The 19,220-nt window shown below is 31.0% G+C and carries 16 protein-coding genes; 13 read left to right on the forward strand and 3 right to left on the reverse strand.

Annotation, left to right across the window (positions count from 1 at the left end):
* Positions 1 to 83 precede the first annotated feature (83 nt).
* Positions 84 to 557 carry a peptide deformylase gene (gene def, locus I6U51_RS01585; RefSeq protein WP_211140853.1) on the forward strand — a complete coding sequence of 158 codons (474 nt, stop codon included), beginning with the start codon at positions 84 to 86 and terminating at the stop codon, positions 555 to 557.
* Between the two features lie 63 nt (positions 558 to 620).
* Here def and I6U51_RS01590 read toward each other — a convergent pair whose 3' ends face one another.
* Positions 621 to 824, reverse strand: coding sequence for a hypothetical protein (locus I6U51_RS01590; protein WP_246517027.1), 204 nt, complete (start codon positions 822 to 824; stop codon positions 621 to 623).
* 461 nt (positions 825 to 1,285) lie between these two features.
* Between I6U51_RS01590 and helD the strand changes: the two genes are divergently transcribed.
* The 8 genes from helD to I6U51_RS01630 all read left to right on the forward strand — a co-directional run bounded on the left by helD (position 1,286) and on the right by I6U51_RS01630 (position 13,560).
* The gene (helD, locus tag I6U51_RS01595; protein ID WP_211140854.1) at positions 1,286 to 3,577 is read left to right on the forward strand and encodes an RNA polymerase recycling motor HelD; all 2,292 of its coding nucleotides are present in this window, start codon (positions 1,286 to 1,288) and stop codon (positions 3,575 to 3,577) included.
* 354 nt (positions 3,578 to 3,931) lie between these two features.
* Positions 3,932 to 5,545, forward strand: coding sequence for a response regulator (locus I6U51_RS01600; protein ID WP_211140855.1), 1,614 nt, complete (start codon positions 3,932 to 3,934; stop codon positions 5,543 to 5,545).
* 11 nt (positions 5,546 to 5,556) lie between these two features.
* Complete coding sequence (locus I6U51_RS01605) at positions 5,557 to 7,320, forward strand: sensor histidine kinase (RefSeq protein ID WP_211140856.1); 1,764 nt, start codon at positions 5,557 to 5,559, stop codon at positions 7,318 to 7,320.
* Between the two features lie 21 nt (positions 7,321 to 7,341).
* Positions 7,342 to 8,364: a substrate-binding domain-containing protein gene (locus tag I6U51_RS01610; RefSeq protein WP_211140857.1), complete on the forward strand. Its 1,023-nt coding sequence runs from the start codon at positions 7,342 to 7,344 to the stop codon at positions 8,362 to 8,364.
* A 117-nt stretch (positions 8,365 to 8,481) separates the two neighbouring features.
* Complete coding sequence (locus I6U51_RS01615; RefSeq protein WP_211140858.1) at positions 8,482 to 9,522, forward strand: galactose ABC transporter substrate-binding protein; 1,041 nt, start codon at positions 8,482 to 8,484, stop codon at positions 9,520 to 9,522.
* Positions 9,523 to 9,609: 87 nt separating this feature from the next.
* Positions 9,610 to 11,127: a sugar ABC transporter ATP-binding protein gene (locus I6U51_RS01620; protein WP_211140859.1), complete on the forward strand. Its 1,518-nt coding sequence runs from the start codon at positions 9,610 to 9,612 to the stop codon at positions 11,125 to 11,127.
* Between the two features lie 16 nt (positions 11,128 to 11,143).
* Positions 11,144 to 12,148, forward strand: a complete 1,005-nt coding sequence (gene mglC, locus I6U51_RS01625; RefSeq protein WP_211140860.1) for a galactose/methyl galactoside ABC transporter permease MglC — start codon at positions 11,144 to 11,146, stop codon at positions 12,146 to 12,148.
* A gap of 239 nt (positions 12,149 to 12,387) precedes the next feature.
* Positions 12,388 to 13,560 (forward strand): FprA family A-type flavoprotein, encoded by a 1,173-nt coding sequence (locus I6U51_RS01630; RefSeq protein ID WP_211140861.1) that lies wholly within the window; start codon positions 12,388 to 12,390, stop codon positions 13,558 to 13,560.
* A 64-nt stretch (positions 13,561 to 13,624) separates the two neighbouring features.
* On the opposite strand, the gene rocF is transcribed toward I6U51_RS01630, so the two are convergent.
* Positions 13,625 to 14,524 (reverse strand): arginase, encoded by a 900-nt coding sequence (rocF, locus tag I6U51_RS01635; RefSeq protein WP_211140862.1) that lies wholly within the window; start codon positions 14,522 to 14,524, stop codon positions 13,625 to 13,627.
* Positions 14,525 to 15,339: 815 nt separating this feature from the next.
* Here rocF and I6U51_RS01640 point away from each other — a divergent pair.
* On the forward strand, positions 15,340 to 15,738 hold the full coding sequence (locus I6U51_RS01640) for a hypothetical protein (protein WP_211140863.1): 399 nt from the start codon (positions 15,340 to 15,342) through the stop codon (positions 15,736 to 15,738).
* 118 nt (positions 15,739 to 15,856) lie between these two features.
* Here the strand turns inward: I6U51_RS01640 and I6U51_RS01645 are convergent, their stop codons facing one another.
* Positions 15,857 to 16,036: an aspartyl-phosphate phosphatase Spo0E family protein gene (locus tag I6U51_RS01645; RefSeq protein ID WP_211140864.1), complete on the reverse strand. Its 180-nt coding sequence runs from the start codon at positions 16,034 to 16,036 to the stop codon at positions 15,857 to 15,859.
* 615 nt (positions 16,037 to 16,651) lie between these two features.
* Between I6U51_RS01645 and glpX the strand changes: the two genes are divergently transcribed.
* The 3 genes from glpX to I6U51_RS01660 all read left to right on the forward strand — a co-directional run bounded on the left by glpX (position 16,652) and on the right by I6U51_RS01660 (position 19,181).
* Entirely contained in the window at positions 16,652 to 17,626 is a 975-nt protein-coding gene (gene glpX, locus I6U51_RS01650; protein ID WP_211140865.1) for a class II fructose-bisphosphatase, read from the forward strand.
* A 179-nt stretch (positions 17,627 to 17,805) separates the two neighbouring features.
* Positions 17,806 to 18,480, forward strand: coding sequence for a TIGR04283 family arsenosugar biosynthesis glycosyltransferase (locus I6U51_RS01655; RefSeq protein ID WP_211140866.1), 675 nt, complete (start codon positions 17,806 to 17,808; stop codon positions 18,478 to 18,480).
* The gene (locus tag I6U51_RS01660; RefSeq protein WP_211140867.1) at positions 18,480 to 19,181 is read left to right on the forward strand and encodes a TIGR04282 family arsenosugar biosynthesis glycosyltransferase; all 702 of its coding nucleotides are present in this window, start codon (positions 18,480 to 18,482) and stop codon (positions 19,179 to 19,181) included. Before I6U51_RS01655 ends, I6U51_RS01660 begins: the two co-directional genes overlap by 1 nt.
* Positions 19,182 to 19,220: the final 39 nt, after the last annotated feature.

Genomic DNA, 19,220 nt, shown 5'->3' on the forward strand with positions numbered 1-19,220 from the left:
TAGTTTAAAAGGAGGTAGTTTTAAAACCTGAGTTGCAAAATAATTTAGCTTTATAGACAATAAACAGGTTTTAAGAAATATTTATGGCAGTTAGAGAAATAATACAATTTGGAAATAAAACCTTAACAAGAGTAAGTAGAAAAGTTGAAAAAATAGATGAAGAGGTATTAAATCTTGTACAAGATTTAAAAGATACTCTATATAGTACCGACGGTGTTGGACTAGCTGCTCCTCAAATAGGAGTATTAAAGAGAGCTATACTTATAGACCTTAGAGATGGAAGTGAGCCTATAATACTATTAAATCCTAAAATAGTTAAAAAGATAGGCAGAATAGAGGACATCGAGGGCTGCTTAAGTTATCCAGGATATGAGGGGCCAGTAGTAAGACCGAGAAGAGTAATAGTTACAGGAGTAACACTAAAGGGAGAAGAAGTAGAATATACTGCTGATGGATTCCTAGCAAGAGCCTTCTGTCATGAAATCGATCATTTAGATGGAATTATATATACAGACAAATGTAAGAAAGTATATAAAATCGAAGAAGCAGAAGAATAATTATAAAGGCCGAAAGTTAACTTTCGGCCTTGAAATCTTATATATAATTTTTTTATCCCTATACTAAAGATATTTAACAGAAATACCTTTAGAACCGAGTATTGTTCCCGCAAATGGAAGCTTTAGCTTTCTGTAAATTAATATATCTTCTTCTAATATAAGTCCTTTTTCTATGAATACTTTTATACCTTCATACTCATAGCAATTATAATTTTCAGTAGGCTCAAAACCTTTCAGAACCTCAATCCAGAGGCTTTTAATTGGCATTTCGCATCATCCGCCAGAAGTAGAAATAAGTTTTACTACGATACTTCCTTCCTTTTGTTTTGCATATTCAAGAGCTTTTTCTTCAATTGTAATCATAAAAACACCTCCATACCTATTAGGGGTATAACTGAATTTTAGTATATATGCTATACTTTGTCAATATAAAAAACTATATATGGAGTAACATATTATTTGGATAAAAATGTAGGTTATTCAGAAGATAGATGAGTATATTTTAAATGTGTGAGGTATGGTTATCATAATATAAGATAATCATGCCTTATTTATTTAAAACAAAACCGCAGGTTATTTGGCAGAATTGACATATTTTTAACTTAATTATACAATAAGATGTTGATACAAGATTGGAGGTTAAAGTCCTAAATGGACTTTAACGGGTAAATTTGCTGGTGGAAACGAGCAAATTTACCCAGTGTTCCGACTAAAAGGAGGATTGTATTGTGTCTTTAAACTGTGAACAAATGGAGCTAGAAAGAAAAGCCCTTAAAGAAACTAGAAAGTGGATTGATGAGGAAATTGAAAAAATTCAGCAGGATGATAAACAATTAAAAGGTAAAATAGATGATTTAAGAAAAGAATCAAAAGGTAAATATAGCGAGGAGCTAGAAACTAAAGAGAAACTTTATGCAATAACCCATAAAAATCTTCAAAAATATCATGAATCACAAAATCAACCTTACTTTGGAAGGATAGATTTTAGGGAATATAGACGGGAAAAAGAAACTTTTTATATAGGAAAGTTTGGACTAGGAGACTTAGAAAATGGAGAAGAGAAGGTAATAGATTGGAGATCTCCTATAGCAGATCTATATTATAGTGGTACCTTTGGAGAATCCTTCTACAGAGCACCTATGGGAGTAATAAGTGGAGACCTTAGTCTTAAAAGAAAGTTTCTTGTAAAGAGTTGTGAACTGATAGATGCCTTTGATGAAGGGATAAATGAAATAATTTTAAAGTCCTCCAAGGAAGAGGGAAATGCATTAATAGATGAGTACCTGAGAATAAATCTGGAACAAAGCGTAAGCAGCAAATTGAAAGATGTTGTAGCTACAATACAGAAGGAGCAAAATGATATTATAAGAGCTGAAAAAAATAATGCTCTTATAGTTCAGGGGTCTGCTGGCTCGGGAAAGACTACAGTAGCACTACATAGACTAGCATATTTATTATATAAGTATAAGGAGAAACTTAGTGGTGATGATATACTGGTCATAGCGCCAAATAAGTTATTTCTAGATTACATATCTGATGTACTGCCAGACCTTGGGGTGGATAACGTAAAGCAGAATACTTTCGAAGGGATTGCTCTTGATGTGTTAGGAGTAAAGAGCAAAGTATATTCTAAAGATAAAAAGCTTTCAGAAATACTTGAAGGAAAGAATGAGGATGATTCCAAATTTATTATAAATAGCAGTAAATTAAGAGGTACCATTGACTTTAAAGGCCTGATAGATAGATATATAGGATATATGGAAGCGAAGGATTTAGAAGTAGAAGATATAAAAGTTGAACATTATACTCTATTTGAAAAGGAAGAAATACAGAGGCTTTATGCAAAAGATATGGTGCATTTGTCATTGAACAAGAGAAAAGATGAAATAAAGAGATATTTTAACTTAAAAATAGATGAGAAAATAAAGGCTATTCTTGATAAAATCGATTTCTCATATGAGTACCAAATATCTAGAGTAAAAAGAACCATGGAAGATAGTGCAGATAGACGAAAGAAACTTATCAAATTATATGATGAGAGAGATAGTAAAAAAGATGAAATAAAAGTAAAATCTAGAAAATGCTTTGATGATTATTTTGAACAGTGGAAACAAGTAGATACAAGAAAAATATATATAAGTTTTTTCAATGATGAAGATATCTTTAAAGAAGTAACAGCTGGGAAAATCTCTGAAACTTTAGCACATAACATGAGAGAGGAACTAAATAGTAATTATGAAAAAGGCATAATTGATAGCGATGATTTAGCCGCTATGTTGTACCTAAAAATTAGAATAGAAGGTGTCCCAGAAAAATTTAGGTATAAGCATATAGTTATTGATGAAGCTCAAGATTACAGTATTTTTCAAATTACTGTACTAAAAGAACTGGCGGAGAATAATTCTTTAACTATTGTTGGAGATGTAGGTCAAGGAATTTATTACTACAAAGGTATTGAAAGTTGGGAAAAGCTTATAAATGAAGTTTTTAATGCTGAAGCTGCATACGTTCAGCTTACACAAAGTTATCGATCAACTGTAGAAATAATGGAGTTTGCAAATAAAGTACTTTCAAAACAAAAAAACAAAATCAAACCTGCAATACCTGTGCTACGGCATGGTAAAGTTCCAGAGGTTATAGAATTTAAAACTAACAAAGAATTTTGCGAAAAGATAGATGAGATAGTTAAGGAAGTAGAAAGTATTAATAAAAACAGCGTTGCAATCATAGGGAGAACTTATGAAGAGTGCAAAAAGATTAAAGAGCATATGAAGAAATACAGCAAATTTAATTGGGATTTAATTAAAGATACGGACAAAAACTTAAAGCTTAAGAAAATAATAATACCATCTTATATGACTAAAGGATTAGAGTTTGACTGCAGTATACTATATAATTGCAATGAAGAGAATTATAGTAATAAAGAATTAGACAAAAAGATATTATATGTAGCTTTAACGAGGGCTCTTCACTTAGAATACGTATTTTTCAATGGTAAAAAATCAAAACTAATAGAGTAATATAGATAAGTTTTTTATATTGAGATATATTGTCACATTAATTTAATAAAGAAAACAAACAGTTTAAAGAGCTGTAGGACAAATTGAGATTTAAACCTTAATTTATTCTACAGCTTTAATGCTATTTGAAGTATAATTTTATTAGAAGAACTTGTAAATAAATATTTGATGTGGAAAAACACTATTATTTTTTATCCGATGTCTACCGCCACTAACACCCCAACTTCTTAAAGTTGGGGATAAGTGGCGCTACGACCCTGGATAACGACTTCTAAGCTTTAGATGGAGTCAAAACTCCACCTGAAGCCAAGAATTCTGTTTATATTGTATCAATATGGAAAGGGGGACGTTATCATGTATAAAATTATACTTGTAGATGATGAGGAAGAGGTTAGACGCGGCGTACTTAATAAAATTCAGTGGAATAAATATGGTTTTGAAATTATAGGAGAAGCTGAGAATGGGAAAGAGGCTCTTGAAATAGTAGAAAAAGATACTCCTGATATTGTAATTACGGACATAAAAATGCCTTTTATGGATGGAATGAAGCTTACTCAAATTCTCTATGAGAGATTTCCTACGATAAAAACTATAATACTAACAGGCTTTGACGAGTTTGAATATGCAAAAACGGCTATAAAATTAAATGTTATTGAATACGTTTTAAAGCCGATATCTTCAGAGGATATTATAGAGCTACTTATTAGTGTGAAAGAGAAATTAGATAGAGAGTTTGAGGAGAAAAAGAATATTAAATTGTTAAAGGAGATCTATATTAAAAGTCTACCTGTCCTAAGGGAAAAATTTTTAAGTTCCATTATACGAGGCAACATTAATGTTGATGAAATCAGAGAAAAAGAAAAAAAATACAATATCAATCTCCAGGGAGAAGCTTTTCTTATCTCAATAGTAGCAATCGATTACAATATAGAAAATATCAACAATAAGGATAAGGAGATTCTTATATTTCAAGTACTAAAGCTAATTGAAGAAATAATAAATAAGCCTTCTATGGGATTAGCTTTTATTGAAGATGATAATATAATTATTTTAAATATATCACAGGATAGCGGCAAAAAACTAATACTAGAGAAGGCCGGTAAAGTACTTGAGGAAATAAGACAGTCTATAGTTAAATATCTAAACTTAAGCGTGACAATTGGAATTGGTACAAGCTGTGAAGATATAAGTGGAGTGAGTCTTTCTTATAAAAATGCCATTGCTGCTCTAGGTTACAGAATTATTCTAGGAAATAATAGACTTATTTTTATTGAAGATGTGGAGCCTAAAAGAGAAAATGAAATAATATTTGATAGATTAAAGGAGAGACAATTGGAAAGTTCTATAAAAACTGGAACAAAAGAAGAGATTTATTCTGCAGTAGAGAATATTTTCAGAGTTATAGAGGCTTCAAATACATGTATTGAATATTATCAAATATATCTAATACAAATTATAACTACAATTATCAAGATTGCTAAGGACTCTAATGTAAATATAAAAGACATTTTTGGAGAGAATTTTAACTTCTTCATAGAATTATATAAATTTGCTACATTGATTGAAGTAAAGGAATGGATTAAGAAGATTTCAATAAAAATTTCAGAGCACATTATCAAAGGTAGAGAGGATTCAAGTAAACTTCTTGTAGATAGAGCTAAGGAATATATAGAGGAAAGATTTCAGGATTCTGAATTAAATATAAATACAATATGTAATTATCTACATATAAGTCAGGCTTATTTTAGCTATATATTTAAAAAAGACACTCAAACAACCTTTGTAAGCTATCTAACACAGATAAGAATGATAAAAGCAAAAGAATTATTAAGAAACACCAATATGAAAACCTTTGTTATAGCTGAAAAAGTTGGGTTTTCAGAACCAAATTACTTTAGCTATTGTTTTAAGAAAAACTTAGGAAAATCACCATCAGAGTATCGTAATAGTTTCAATAGAACAAAATAAGGAGAGTTGATATGCTTGAATTTATTAGAGAACCAGTGAGGATGTTAGTCAAATTTATAAGGAAAAGCAGTATTCAACTTATCATTACAGTTTCCTTTACCTTTGTTACTATCATGGCCATGCTATTTGTAGGTATAGCCTTGTTTAATAGATTTTCTGCGGATTCAGAGCAGAATGCTAAAATAAGTACTAAACAAATAGCTGATGAAATAAGTGTTAATATGGATTACTATTTAAAAAATATGATATATATATCTTCCTTGCTTGAAAGCAATATAAAAAAAGATGAAGATTTACCTAGCTCCCGAATTCTAAATCAGATGGAGATTGTTCTAAGCACAAGGGATGATATTGTTGGATTAGCAGTTTTTACAGATAAAGGTGATATAGCAGCTAAGTTACCTAATTTTGAGGTTAAGGGAAGAGCAAACATAAAAAACCAAAGCTGGTTTAAAGAAGCAATAAGTAATCCTGATAAAGTTAATATTTCATTACCTCATGTTCATAATATATTTTATGGCAATCACAGTTGGGTAGTTTCACTAAGTAAGTGTGTGAAATATAAAAAGGGAAATGAGGAAGCTACAGGAGTGCTTTTGGTGGACATGAACTTTAGGTCTCTTGACCAGCTGTGTCAACAGACAAAGTTAGGTAATATGGGATATATATATATTATTGATGATAAGGGTAACATTGTTTATCATCCTCAACAGCAGCTAATATATATGGGTTTAAAGCAGGAGAATATAAAAAATGTACTAAAGGAATCTTCCGGTAATTTTATTGAAACCTTTGATAATAAACAAAGGTTAGTAACTGTAAAAACAGTTAAAATTACAGGTTGGAAGATAGTTGGTATATACTATATGGACCAAATAGCAGCCACTAAGAAAAATCTAGGTACATATGCAGTTTTAATAATAATATTAGGGATTCTTTTTGTTATAGCTATTTCAACTTCTCTTTCTGCAAAAATATCCAAGCCCATAAAGGAATTAGAAAAATGTATGAAGCTTGTAGAGGAAGGTAGATTTGATGTAGAAATAAACGTTGAAGGAGAGTATGAGGTTGTTCGCTTGTCAAAGGCCTTTAATCTAATGGTTTTAAAGATTACAAATTTAATGGAGCAAATAGTAAAAGAACAAGAAGAAAAGAGAAAAAGTGAGTTTAATGCACTGCAGGCTCAGATTAATCCGCACTTTCTATATAATACACTAGATTCTGTGGTTTGGATGATAGAAAATGAAAAAAACCAAGAAGCGGTTACAATGATAACAGCTCTTGCAAGATTATTTAGAATTAGTATCAGTAAAGGAAAAAATATAATAACTGTAAAAGAGGAACTAGAACATGCTAAAAATTATTTAATAATACAAAAGGTAAGATATAAAAATAAATTTCAATTCAAAATGGAAGTGCAGGAAGAAGTACTTAACTATAGTACCATTAAGCTTATTCTTCAACCAATTATTGAAAATTCTATTTATCATGGAATAGAATGCTCTGTGGATGAGGGTGAAATATTTATTTATGCAGGTATAGAGAATGATAAATTGTTATTAATGGTTAAGGATACTGGATTAGGTATGAATGAAGAGTTGGTAGAAAACATTTTATTAACTGAACATAGGAAGAGTAAAGGTTCAGGAGTGGGAATAAAGAATGTAGACGAAAGAATAAAGCTTTGTTATGGCAGCGAGTATGGATTAAAAATAGAAAGTGAGCTGGAAGTAGGAACTACAGTAAAGATTTATCTGCCATTATATATAGAATAGCTTTAAGGGAGTGGCAATAAAATGAAAATTATTAAAAGATTGGTTTTTATCTGTATAGCATTTGTTTTAATTTTTTGTTTGGTGATCTATTATCCTAATTTAACCTTTAGTGGTACACAGAAGAATGAAAAAATTCTTGTGATAGGTGGAATGGCAACAGGTGATTATTGGGGTACCGTAAAAATGGGAGCAGAAGCAGCGGCGGAAGAGTGTAATGTAGCATTTAATTATTTAGCTCCAAAGGATGAAAGTGACATTCAGGGACAAATAAATTTAATTGAGAATGCTTTAAATAAGGGTATAAGCGCATTAGTAGTAGCTCCAAATGATTATGAAAAGTTGTCAAAGGTTATAGAGAAAGCATATAGCAAAAGGATTCCTGTAATTGTAATGAATTCAAGAGTGAATACAAATAAATTCGATTATTATATTTCTGCTGATAACATAGATGGAGGCAGAAAGGCTGGAGATATGCTAGTAAGTATTCTAGGCACAAAATTTAAAGTGGGGATTATGAGTTCTATTGAAGGTGCAGACTCATTAATGGAAAGAGAAAAAGGTCTCTTAGACTTATTTTCTCAGTACAAAGGAGTGGAAGTGGTGGCAAAGGGATACTGTCTTTCGGATCCTGCAGCGACAAAAGAGCTAACGAAAAAAATGCTGAGTGAACATAGGAATTTAGATGCCATAGTAGCTTTAAATTCTAATGCAGCAGAGGGAGTTGCCGAGACTCTAAATGAAATGAATTTAGAAGGAAGTATAAAGGTTATTGCCTTTGATAGTACACTTAGAGAAATTGATTATCTAGAAAAGGGTATAATTTCCGCAACTATCATTCATGATCCATTCACTATGGGTTATTTAAGTGTAAAGTATGCAGTTAATGCTCTTAATAAAAATAACCTTTCAAATGTAAAATATGCAATGGATATTTTTAATAAAAAGGACATTCCAAATGAAATTAAGATAAAATCTAAAATAATAGATGGTACAAATATGTATTTTCAAGAAAATGAAAAATTTTTATTTCCTATTGTAAAATAATTATTGCATAGAATTTTTATATATTTGTATAGGATTTTGTATTAATTTTTTGTAAAATTTATACTATTATAAATTTAAAGAAAACATTTACAATAAAAATTAAGGGGGAATTATTAAATGAAAAAAGTTCTTACATTAGTACTTTTTGCTTCTCTAACGGTAGGGGCATTGGCTGGATGCGGATCAAGTAGTCAAAGTACTGGGGGATCTAGTGCAAGTAAAGATACAAAACCTAGTATAGGTTGTGCTATCTATAAATTTGATGACACATTTATGACTGGAGTACGTAACGCAGTTGCTGATTCTTTAAAAGATAAAGCTACTGTAGATATAGTTGATAGTCAAAATTCACAGTCTACTCAAAATGATAAAGTTGACTTATTTATAACAAAAAAGGTCAACAGTATGATAATCAACCCAGTTGATAGAACAGCTGCTGGAGTAATTATAGATAAGGCCATGAATGCTAAAATTCCTGTTGTATTTATGAATCGTGAGCCGTTACCAGAAGATATGAAAAAATGGGATAAGGTTTACTACGTAGGAGCAAAGGCTGAGCAATCAGGTACAATGCAAGGTCAAATTATAGCAAAATACTTTAAAGATCATCCTGAAGCAGATAAAAATAAAGATGGAGTTATTCAATATGTAATGCTAAAAGGAGAACCTGGACATCAAGATGCAGAACTAAGAACAAAATACTCAATTGAGGCCGTGCAATCTGCTGGATTAAAGGTACAAAAATTAGCAGAAGATACAGGTATGTGGGATCGTGTAAAGGGCCAAGAAAAAATGGCTGCGTTCCTTGCGTCTAATGGAGATAAGATTGAAGCTGTATTTGCAAACAACGATGATATGGCACTAGGAGCAATAGAAGCGTTAAAAGCTGCTGGATATTTTAAGGATAACAAATATATGCCTGTAGTAGGTGTTGATGCAACTGCACCAGGAGTACAAGCTATTCAAGATGGCACAATGCTAGGAACTGTTTTAAACGATGCTAAAAATCAAGGGGCTGCTTCAGCTAAGTTAGCAGAAGTTCTTGCTAAAGGTGAGACTCCAAGTAAAGACAATATTGGCTTTGAAATTAAAGATGGTAAGTATGTTTGGATAGATTACAAAACAATCACTAAAGACAATATTAAAGATGCTAAATAGCCTTTCAATTTATTGATTATGTAGGGGATGCGGTTTAAAAATTCTCATCCCCTACTATTTTTAAAAGGTTATTAAGGAGGTCACTAAATGAGTCAAAGTGAATTTCTACTTGAAATGAACAATATAGTAAAAGAGTTCCCAGGTGTTAAAGCTTTAGATAGAGTTACTCTAAAGGTAAGACCAGGCAGTGTACATGCACTTATGGGAGAAAATGGTGCAGGAAAATCTACTTTGATGAAGTGTTTATTTGGGATATATAAACATGATACAGGAGAAATACTTTTAAATGGTGAACCAATACAAAATGATAGCTCAAAGGATGCACTAGATCGTGGTATTGCTATGATTCACCAGGAGCTTCATCCCGTTAAATATCGTAATGTGATGGAAAATATGTGGCTTGGTCGTTTTCCTTTAAAAAACTATGGAATAGTAAAATTAGTTGATGAGAAGAAGATGTATAATGATACAAAAGAACTATTTAAAAGCTTAAATTTAGATATAGACCCAAAGGTTAAGGTAGAAAATTTATCAGTTTCAATAGTTCAGCAAATGGAAATTGCAAAAGCTGTATCCTATAATGCTAAAATTATTATAATGGATGAGCCAACCTCTTCTTTAACTGAAACTGAGGTAGAACATCTATTCAAAGTTATAAGAGAGTTGAAAGCCAAAGGGGTTTCAATAATTTACATTTCCCATAAAATGGAGGAAATTCTTCAGATTTCTGATGAAGTAACAATAATGAGAGATGGAACCTTAGTAGGTACATGGAAAGCTGAAGAACTTACAACTGATTTAATTATAAAGAAAATGGTAGGAAGAGATCTCACTAATAGATTCCCAGTAAGAGAAAATGTACCTGGCGAGGTAGTTTTAAAAGTAGACGGGCTAACTTCTCCTTTTAATAAATGCTTTAAAGATATTTCTTTTGAACTTAGAAAAGGTGAAATACTTGGCATTGGAGGTCTTGTAGGAGCACAAAGAACTGAGCTTGTAGAAGCTATTTTTGGGCTGCGCAGCGTAGAATCCGGTAAAATCTTCATGAATGGCGAACAAGTTAAAATAAGTTCTTCAATTGATGCAAAAAAACATAAAATTGCACTTCTAACAGAGGAAAGAAGAGTGACTGGAATATTCCCATTGTTATCCGTGCTAGAGAATACAGTAATAGCAAACGTAGATAAATATGTAAATAAGTTTGGATTATTAGATGAAGATAAAAGAAAAGAAGATACTAAAAAGAGCATAGAGATGCTAAAGGTAAAAACGCCTTCGGCAAAAACTCTTATGCAGAATTTATCTGGTGGTAATCAGCAAAAGGTATTACTTGCTAAGTGGCTTCTTACAGATCCAGATATATTAATACTTGATGAGCCTACAAGAGGTATAGATGTAGGTGCAAAATATGAAATTTATACGATTATTTCTGAGCTTGCAAAGGAAGGGAAAAGTATTATCATGATTTCCTCTGAAATGCCAGAACTTTTAGGAATGTCTGATAGAATTATGGTAATGTGTGAAGGACATTTATCAGGAATAATAGATGGCAAATCTGCAACAGAAGAAGTAGTAATGCAGCTTGCTGCAAAATACATGGTCTAGACTGGGGAGGTTAAAAATGGAGAATGTTAATATGAATAAGACAAAAGATTTCCTAAAACAAAATGCAATTTACGTGGTCTTTGTGGTTTTAATTGTTGCTATTGCATTAAAGGATCCTCGTTTTATTTCCGTAAGTTGTTTCCGTGATATTTTAATTCAAAGTTCTACTAGAATTATTATTGCACTAGGTGCAGCTTTTGTAATATTAATGGGTGGTGCGGATCTTTCAGCAGGTAAAGTTGTTGGTTTAACAGCAGTACTTTCTGCTTCTATGCTTCAATTACCTGATTACTCAAGACGGTTCTTTCCTAATTTACCACAATTACCTTTATTAGTGCCAATCCTTCTAGCTATAGCCGCTGGATTATTAGTTGGCTTGCTAAATGGATATATTGTTTCTAGATTTAATGTTCCAGCATTCATAGCAACCTTAGGCACAATGGTTATGGTTTATGGTGCAAACTCAATATATTTCAACCTTCCTCCTAACAATTCTCAGCCTATAGGAGGGCTAAGAGGAGATTTTTCAAAACTTGGTACGGGATCATTTTTAGGAATACCTTATATATTTATAATTGCAATGATAATGACTCTCATAATATATATTGTATTAAACAAGACTAGACTTGGTAAAAACCTTTATGCTATTGGTGGTAACAAGGAAGCGGCTATAGTCTCCGGTATTAATGTAAAAAGATGTATGCTTTACTTATATATAATTGCTGGAGGACTTTATGGCTTAGCTGGAGTTCTTGAAGCAGCAAGAACTGGAGGAGCTACAAATAACTATGGTAATATGTACGAGCTTGATGCAATAGCTGCCTGCGTAGTTGGAGGATGGTCTGTTTCTGGAGGAGTAGGAACAGTTCCAGGTGTTGTAATAGGGGTTCTTATATTCAGTGTTATAAACTATGGATTAACTTTTATAGGAGTAAGTCCTTACTGGCAGCAAATAATCAAGGGAATTATAATTGTCTCAGCGGTTGCTGTAGACATAAGAAAATATATCAGCAAGAGATAATGGGACTTAGTTATTAAAAAGAAAGTTCGAAATGGCAAGATAGTAAAAGAGTAGCTTGCCATTTCGAGCTTTTTTATATTTACTTTAGGAATTGAACAAGTTTAAGTAATATTATCAATATTCATAAATTAGCTATCAATAATAATTAGTATTTGATTTTTATAATTGTTATGATAAAATAGTAGAAAAGAGTAATTTAGGAATAATATATTTAATGCATGCATATTAGGAGGTATATAATGAACGTTGAAAAACTAAAAGATAATATTTACTGGGTTGGAGTAGCTGATCCAAAACTCAGAGTTTTCGATATTATAATGGAGACAAAAAAAGGAACAACTTATAATTCCTATTTAATTGATGATGAAAAAGTAGCAATAATTGATATTGTTAAAGATGGATTTTTTGATAAATATATTTCTAATATAAAGAGTGTTATAGGAGATAGAAAAGTTGATTACATAGTTGTTCAGCATACAGAGCTAGATCACAGTGGATCAATTGTTAATTTAATTAAAGAATATCCAGATGCAACAGTTGTAGCTTCAAGAGCAGCTTTAATTTATTTAAAAGACATAATAAATGCAGATTTCAAAAGCATGGAAGCGCCAAAAGAATTAAGTCTTGGAAAAACTAACCTAAAGTTTATAGTTGCTCCAAATCTTCATTGGCCTGATACAATGTTTACTTATGCAGAAAACAAGAAAATGTTATTTACTTGTGATTTCTTAGGATGCCATTATTGTCCAGAAGAGTGTATAGTAGACGAATGTGTTGGTGACTATTTTGAAGAAATGAAATATTATTTCGATGTTATAATGGGACCATTTAAAAGATTTGTTTTAGCAGGTCTTGATAAAATAAAAGATTTAAATTATGATATGATTGCTACAAGCCATGGTCCAGTGCATGTAACTGATATAGAGAAGTATGTTAACCTATATAGAGAATGGGCTACTGAAGAGGCAATAGCTGAAAAGAATGTTCAAGTATTCTATATTTCTGCTTATGGAAACACAAAAAAGGTAGCTGAGTATATGGCTGAAAAGATAAACTCTAAGGGAGTTAAAGCAGAAGCTCATGAGATAACATCAATGGATTTACCACAGTTAGTAACATTAGTTGAAAAGTCCAGTGGTATATTAATAGGATCACCAACAATAAATCAAGATGCTGTTAAACCAGCTTGGGATTTATTATCTGTAGTATGTGCTATTACTAATAGAGGTAAAGCAGCTGGAGCTTTTGGTTCCTATGGATGGAGTGGTGAAGGAGTACCAATGCTTACTAGCAGATTAAAATCTTTAAAGTTTAAAGTTGTAGAAGAAGGCTTAAAATTTAAATTTGTACCAAGTGAGGAAGAATTGAAAAAAGCTGATGAGTTTATTGATAAATTTTTAGAATTAATGTAAAAAAACATATATGCAGATAGGCTTAATTATAGCTTATCTGCATATATGTTTTTTATTGAATAATTTATTTTAAAAACCCAAATGTCCATGATAACAAATCTATACATAAATCAGCAGTTGTATCACCTTTATCTAAAAGAGGATTTAGTTCAACAAAATCCATTGATTTAACAAGCTTTGTTTCCATAAGATACTTTAGTATATATTTAACTTCAACTACATTCATTCCTTCTCTAACAGGAGTGCCTGTACCGGGAACATAATTAGAATCTAAACAATCAATATCAAAGCTTAGATGAACTGCTTTTATCCCTCTTTCAACAAGTTTTGAATTTACAATCTCCATTATTCTTTCAACACCTATTTGCTGTACATCTTCTGTAGAAAAAACTGTAAGGTTGTGTTTCTTAATTAATTCCTTTTCACCTAAATCCAGGTCTCTTGCACCAATAATAAATATATTCTCAGGTTTTACTTTGCAGCCTTTGTCATATAAATCTATTAATTCCTCAAATCCTAGGCCCATAGCTGCAGCTAATGGCATACCATGAACGTTACCTGTTGGTGAAGTCTCATGAGTGTTTATATCACCATGAGCATCAATCCATATAACAGCAATTTCATCATAAAATTTGCTGGCACCAGATATACTTCCAAGCCCTATAGAATGATCTCCACCGATTACAAGAGGAAAAGATTCTGCACAAAGGGAGCTGTAAACTTGATGAGCTAAGTTTTTATTTACGTCTACTATAGGTTTTAAATATTTCATTGTTGTATGAAAATTATACTTTTTTTCTTCTGGTATATTTTCAACGTAAATATCTCCACAGTCATATACGGTATGATTGTTCCTTGTCAAAACAGACACTATATTTTTTTCTCTAAGTTTCTTTGGTCCAAAGTCAGCACCCTTTTTGTCTGAACCAAAAAAAATTGGTACGCCAATTAAGCTAATGTTCATTGTAATTACCTCCATATATGAATTATCTTGTACGATACTTGATTATATACCAATTTGAAAAAATAAAAAGTAGTTTTTAAAAACACAGTATTTTCTAAAAATTCTAATATATTATATTTATTCATTTTGTTGAATGATAATTACTATAAAATTACCTTATATTGGTACAATAGTGGAATAGGTGCATTGATCTTAGTGAAAAATAAAAAACTACTATAAATTTAAAGTTCCCAAATTAAATTAAAATTATATAGTATATCAAGTGTTTTTGAGGACCATAATAAGTAAAATGTTGAATTGAAGAAAAAAACTGCAAATAAAAATTATTTTTTTAAAACATATTATTATGGGTAATTTAGTACTAAATATACATTAAAATTTTTTATAAATTATATTGTAATATATAAAAATAATGGTAAAACTGATACTGTTGTGTTAAAATAGTTACATTATTTTAATTCAAACATTGTTTAATCTTTGAATTAATAACATAAAATATGAAAATAATATTGTAGGGGTTATACCATAATAATTATATTAATGAAACTCCTTCGCCTTTCAGCGAATGAGTAAGCGATCATCACAAAATCAGCACTCTGTGTAAGTGACTATCACCAAATCAGCACTCTGTGTAAGCGATCATCTCAAAATCAGCACTCTGTGTAAGTGACTATCACCAAATCATAGATTTGGGATATCTACTTAAGGTTTTGGATGCCTGCTTAAGATTTGGGATATCTACTTAAGATTTTGGATGCCTGCTTAAATGATATAACTTACTGCAGAAATCTAAAAAATTGAGGAGATGAATATCAATGAACAAAGAAAGAATTATTGAATTTTTAGAAGGAAATAGTCTAAATGATATAGAGGAGATCAAATACGATGGCAATGCAGCTGTTATAAGATTTTGTTTTGACTTTGATGAAGCAGAACTAGAAGCAGCTAAGGCATATGCTAATGATGAAAGTGAAGATGAGGAAGAAGGAGAAGTATGGTATAATGATTTCTTCCTACCATATCTAAATGAACTGGCTATAGACAACGTAGGAGATATTATTGAAGACTTAATGGAAGAAGAAGATATAGAAGCACAGTTTGTATCCTATGAAGTAGACATGGAAAATTATGATTATAACGAATTTATAGCAGTATTTTATGAAAGCGGAACTGAAATTGATATAGATGAAGTTCTAGCTGAACTAGAAAAATAATGTTCTTAAAAACAAGAGAGCTAGCATGAGTATTATGCTAGCTTTTTATTTAAACTAAATAAATCTAGATTGTTATTATTAACATTGTAAAATTCATTTACTGAAAATGCTGCTAAGACTATATAATATTTTTGCGCTTTTGATATTTCAAAATTAGCTCGTCCAACTTTTGGCTGCATTCAACTACATTTTTATCTGTAAGATCATTCCTATTCATTAGTATATAGAGAGTTTCTTTTAACCTATTTATCTCCACATCTAATATTTTTAAATCATTTAAACTCCCACGAATGTTCATTCTCATTACCCCATATTTATACATTATTTTTGGTACTCTTTTATTTTAGCAGATTATATAAATATAGTCATATCTTTTATTAGTCAAGGATATACATTTTATAACAAAAATAAACAAGGGGCCTGTAGATAAGATGTGGATTACTATGTGGAATACATGTGGAGAGTTTGTGAGGTAAATGTGGAAAAAAGGAAAAATATGTCTTGATGCGTTGGTACGCCACCCTGTGTTAAAAAATGGAATTAAAAAAATAATGTCTAAAAGTTTTTTGATTTGAGCTATATTTGAGATATATTTTATAATATTAATTTAAAACACTACATAAATAATATATTTTCTCTTACTCAAAAATATACCTAAAATTATAACTTTATATGATTTAAAGCAGAAAGCTAAATAATATATATAAGGATATATTTTTAATATTATATTAAAGGATTACAATGCTATATTAAAGCTTGTCTTATTGTGTAAATGTGATATAATATTTAACTGTAAGTTGAATATTATATATACTTTATCTGAATAGTATATATAAGTTGGCATAATATTGAGTAGAATTAATGTCATTTAGACATGATAATAATATATGTATTTATTGGGAGGTATAACGGTATGCTTAATACAGATATAGCAATGGGATTAGCAAGAGTTACAGAAGCAGCAGCACTTTGTTCAGCAAAGTTTATGGGAAGAGGGGACAAGATAGCAGCAGACCAAGCAGCAGTAGATGGAATGGAAAAAGCTTTTGGAATGATGCCTGTTAGAGGAACAGTTGTTATTGGAGAAGGTGAATTGGACGAAGCTCCTATGCTTTATATAGGACAAGAAGTTGGTATAGGGGAAGAGAACATGCCTGAAATGGACATAGCTGTGGACCCTTTAGATGGAACAACATTAATAGCCAAGGGACTTCCAAATGCAGTAGCAGTTGTTGCAATGGGACCTAAGGGAAGTTTATTTCACGCACCAGATATGTATATGAAAAAGATAGCTGTAGGACCTGGTGCTAAAGGTGCTATAGATATAAATAAATCTCCAAAAGAAAATATAATAAGTGTAGCTAAAGCGTTAAATAAAGATGTTACAGAGCTTACTGTTATTGTTCAAGAAAGAGAAAGACATAGTTATATTGTAGATGCTGCAAGAGAAGTGGGTGCAAGAGTTAAGTTGTTCGGAGAAGGAGATGTAGCCGCAGCCATTGCTTGTGGTTTTGAAAATACAGGAATAGATATTTTCATGGGTACAGGTGGTGCTCCAGAAGGAGTTATTGCTGCTGCAGCTATAAAGTGTCTAGGTGGAGAAATGCAAGCAAAATTAGAACCGCATACCGATGAAGAAAGAGAAAGATGTAGAGCAATGGGCATTGATGATGTAGATAGAGTTTTACTTATTAATGATTTAGTAAAACATGATGATGTGTATTTTGCAGCTACTGGTATAACAGATTGTGATCTTTTAAGAGGTGTTATATATTCAAAAAATGACTGGGCAACAACACACACTGTTGTTATGAGATCTAAGACAGGAACAATAAGATTTGTAGAAGCTCATCATGATTTAAACAGAAGCAGTTTAATTGTTAAATAATCTATTAGAAACCTGCCAGGCATATAATGCTTAGGCAGGTTTTTATTTTAATCTATAAATAATAATAATTAAATTAAGGTAAACTATTTTAAATTGTAATACAGATAACATGTTTAAAATAAAAAATATATAATAGAAGATGAAAATTATATTGTAAAATAAATTTTATTGGTGATAATATGGTTTCAATAATAATTCCAGTACTAAATGAGGAAAAAAGTATAGAAAAATTACTGAAAAGTATAGAAAATTTACAGGGTGAAAAAGAAGTAATAGTTGTTGACGGAAACAGTACGGATAATACTGTTTATATAGCATCAAAGTATGCAAAGGTTGTGAAAAGTAAAAAAGGACGAGCAAATCAAATGAATGCAGGAGCTAAAGAGGCTATTGGAGATATTTTATGGTTTGTTCATTCAGATTCCATATTACATAAAGACTCTATACTTCTAATAGAGAAGTCTATTGAAAGCGGCAGTATCGGCGGAGGCTTCTCAATTTATTTTTATGATTTTAATACATTATTTATGAAGTATATATCTATAACTTCAAATATAAGAGCAAAGTATTTCAAAATACTATATGGGGATCAAGGAATATTTGTAAAAAAGGATGTTTTTGAAACAATAGGTGGATATCCTAGAATAGAACTCATGGAAGATATAGAGTTGTCTTTAAAGCTTAAGAAAATGGGAAAGATAGAATTACTGAAGTGTCCTATAGGAACTTCTGGGAGAAGGTTTAAGACCGGAGGCCAGATTAGGACACATTTATTAATGCACAAAATTAGATTCTTATATATATGTGGAGTACCGCCTTATAAGTTAATCAAAATTTACAAGGAGGCTAGATAATGAATGGGCTTATACTAATGACAAGAATACCTATTCCGGGAAAAACTAAAACCAGACTTATGGGACTACTTACAGGAGAAGAATGTGCCAGAATTCATTATAGCTTTCTGCAGGATTTATTCTCTGTGTGTGACTTATTAAAGCATGAGTTAGATATTTATATTACATATACGCCGGAAGGGAATCTTTCAATTATAAAAAATATTATTCCAAAATACATAGAATCTTTTCCTCAACAAGGCGAAGATTTAGGAGAAAGAATGGGGTATTCCATAAATAAACTTCTTAAGAAATACAATAAAGTTGTTTTGATAGGTACTGATATACCGGAACTTCAACCTCATCATATAAAAGAGGCCTTTGATGTGTTAGATGATAAAGATATATGCTTAGGACCTACAGTAGATGGAGGATACTATCTTGTTGGTATGAAGAATGCTCATGACGAGATCTTTAATAACAATATTATCTGGGGAAAAAAGTCCGTTCTAGAAGGTACCATAGATATTGCGAACAGAAGGGGACTGAAAGTAGGATTATCTTCAAAATGTAGAGATATAGACACCAAGGATGATTTGAAAATATTCATAGACAAGATAAAAGATGAAAAAGTTATCTGGGAAGCATATCCGCATAATACTGTAAGCTTTATAAATTCTCTAGAAGAAGATAGAATAAATACTTTGCAAATAGGCACCTAAAATTCTAGGTTTTAGGTGTGCTTTAAATTCTAATTAAGC

The sequence above is a fragment of the Clostridium aciditolerans genome, assembly GCF_016316925.1.
Lineage (GTDB): Bacteria > Bacillota > Clostridia > Clostridiales > Clostridiaceae > Clostridium_AM > Clostridium_AM aciditolerans.

Bases quoted from the DNA above. Each gene is read 5' to 3' on its own strand.
- def (WP_211140853.1), top strand. From the start codon at position 84: ATGGCAGTTAGAGAAATAATACAATTTGGAAATAAAACCTTAACAAGA.
- I6U51_RS01590 (WP_246517027.1), bottom strand. From the start codon at position 824: ATGCCAATTAAAAGCCTCTGGATTGAGGTTCTGAAAGGTTTTGAGCCT.
- I6U51_RS01600 (WP_211140855.1), top strand. From the start codon at position 3,932: ATGTATAAAATTATACTTGTAGATGATGAGGAAGAGGTTAGACGCGGC.
- I6U51_RS01605 (WP_211140856.1), top strand. From the start codon at position 5,557: ATGCTTGAATTTATTAGAGAACCAGTGAGGATGTTAGTCAAATTTATA.
- I6U51_RS01610 (WP_211140857.1), top strand. From the start codon at position 7,342: ATGAAAATTATTAAAAGATTGGTTTTTATCTGTATAGCATTTGTTTTA.
- I6U51_RS01615 (WP_211140858.1), top strand. From the start codon at position 8,482: ATGAAAAAAGTTCTTACATTAGTACTTTTTGCTTCTCTAACGGTAGGG.
- I6U51_RS01620 (WP_211140859.1), top strand. From the start codon at position 9,610: ATGAGTCAAAGTGAATTTCTACTTGAAATGAACAATATAGTAAAAGAG.
- mglC (WP_211140860.1), top strand. From the start codon at position 11,144: ATGGAGAATGTTAATATGAATAAGACAAAAGATTTCCTAAAACAAAAT.
- I6U51_RS01630 (WP_211140861.1), top strand. From the start codon at position 12,388: ATGAACGTTGAAAAACTAAAAGATAATATTTACTGGGTTGGAGTAGCT.
- rocF (WP_211140862.1), bottom strand. From the start codon at position 14,524: ATGAACATTAGCTTAATTGGCGTACCAATTTTTTTTGGTTCAGACAAA.
- I6U51_RS01640 (WP_211140863.1), top strand. From the start codon at position 15,340: ATGAACAAAGAAAGAATTATTGAATTTTTAGAAGGAAATAGTCTAAAT.
- I6U51_RS01645 (WP_211140864.1), bottom strand. From the start codon at position 16,036: ATGAACATTCGTGGGAGTTTAAATGATTTAAAAATATTAGATGTGGAG.
- glpX (WP_211140865.1), top strand. From the start codon at position 16,652: ATGCTTAATACAGATATAGCAATGGGATTAGCAAGAGTTACAGAAGCA.
- I6U51_RS01655 (WP_211140866.1), top strand. From the start codon at position 17,806: ATGGTTTCAATAATAATTCCAGTACTAAATGAGGAAAAAAGTATAGAA.
- I6U51_RS01660 (WP_211140867.1), top strand. From the start codon at position 18,480: ATGAATGGGCTTATACTAATGACAAGAATACCTATTCCGGGAAAAACT.